The sequence below is a fragment of the Frankia sp. CcWB2 genome, assembly GCF_977927585.1.
Window position 1 is genome coordinate 28,796 of record NZ_CDWRCM010000006.1, and the last position, 1,018, is coordinate 29,813.

The 1,018-nt window shown below is 65.8% G+C and carries 1 protein-coding gene; it reads left to right on the forward strand.

From position 1 onward, the window contains the following. Nucleotides 1-712 precede the first annotated feature (712 nt). A partial coding sequence (locus ACY45C_RS01760; RefSeq protein WP_462185922.1) for an amino acid kinase family protein occupies nucleotides 713-1,018 on the forward strand: 306 nt, incomplete at its 3' end.

Consider the following 1,018-nt stretch of genomic DNA (forward strand, 5'->3'; position numbering starts at 1 on the left):
CCCTTACCCGCACATCCTCCTCGGCCGCGAGCACTGAGCCGGCAGCTAGGCGCCGGCAGGGCACCGATCGGCCTGCCGTCTTCGGCCGATTGCTGCCCTGCCGCGTTGCGCGGCTTGCATTCGCCGAAATCCCCCCCCCAGACGGTGGACGCAACCAGTCCGATCAGGCCACTCAGGATAGGGATCAGTGCAGTCGACCGTAATAACGACGGCCTTCCGGGTAAGAACATCGCAACAGTTCTCCTCTGCGGTATCGGATCCGTCGCGCCGCTCACCGTCGGTGGCCTCGCTTCGAGCATATCCAGTATTCTCCTGCCGGGCTCCGGCGAAGTCGTCTGTCGGTAATCCAGATTCGTGATCGCGTGGAGCGGTTGTTCGGGTCGGCGGGAGTGGTGACGTAGTCCTTGGGTGATCTTGGTGGTGCCGGCCGGGCGCGGGATACTGATCCATCGCCGCCGTCTCGTCCCCACCGCCGGCGTCCACGCACTGCCGGGCCCGACCTCCGGCCGCCCCCGGAGCCTAATGGCGGTTGATCACGACGGCGGTCGTCGGTGGGCCGCCGGCGAAAGGTGCTGCGGGTACGGTCCGCCGTCGGCGGATCTCCCGGACGCGCCCGTCGTGCGACGTGCCCGGGAGCCGGGTGCTCTACCGTGTACCGGAGGGGTCATAGGCTCATGATCGATCATTGGCCCGCCTACGTTAAGATCGCACCATGGAAAAGGGGAAGCGGGAGACAGTGACGAGATACCGCCGAGTGGTCGTCAAACTGAGCGGTCGCGCGATCGCCGGTTCCGCCGAATTCGGCTTCGATTCCAACGCGCTGGAGCACCTCGCCCGAGAAATCATCGCCGTCCGCCAGTCCGGCGTGGAGGTGGCGATCGTCGTCGGCGGTGGGAACCTCTTCCGTGGTAACCAGTCGGGCCGGTGGGGTATTGACCGGGTCGAAGCCGACAATATCGGCATGTTGAGTACGGTCATCAACAGTCTGTTGCTCCGGGGGAAGCTCACCGCGCTGGGT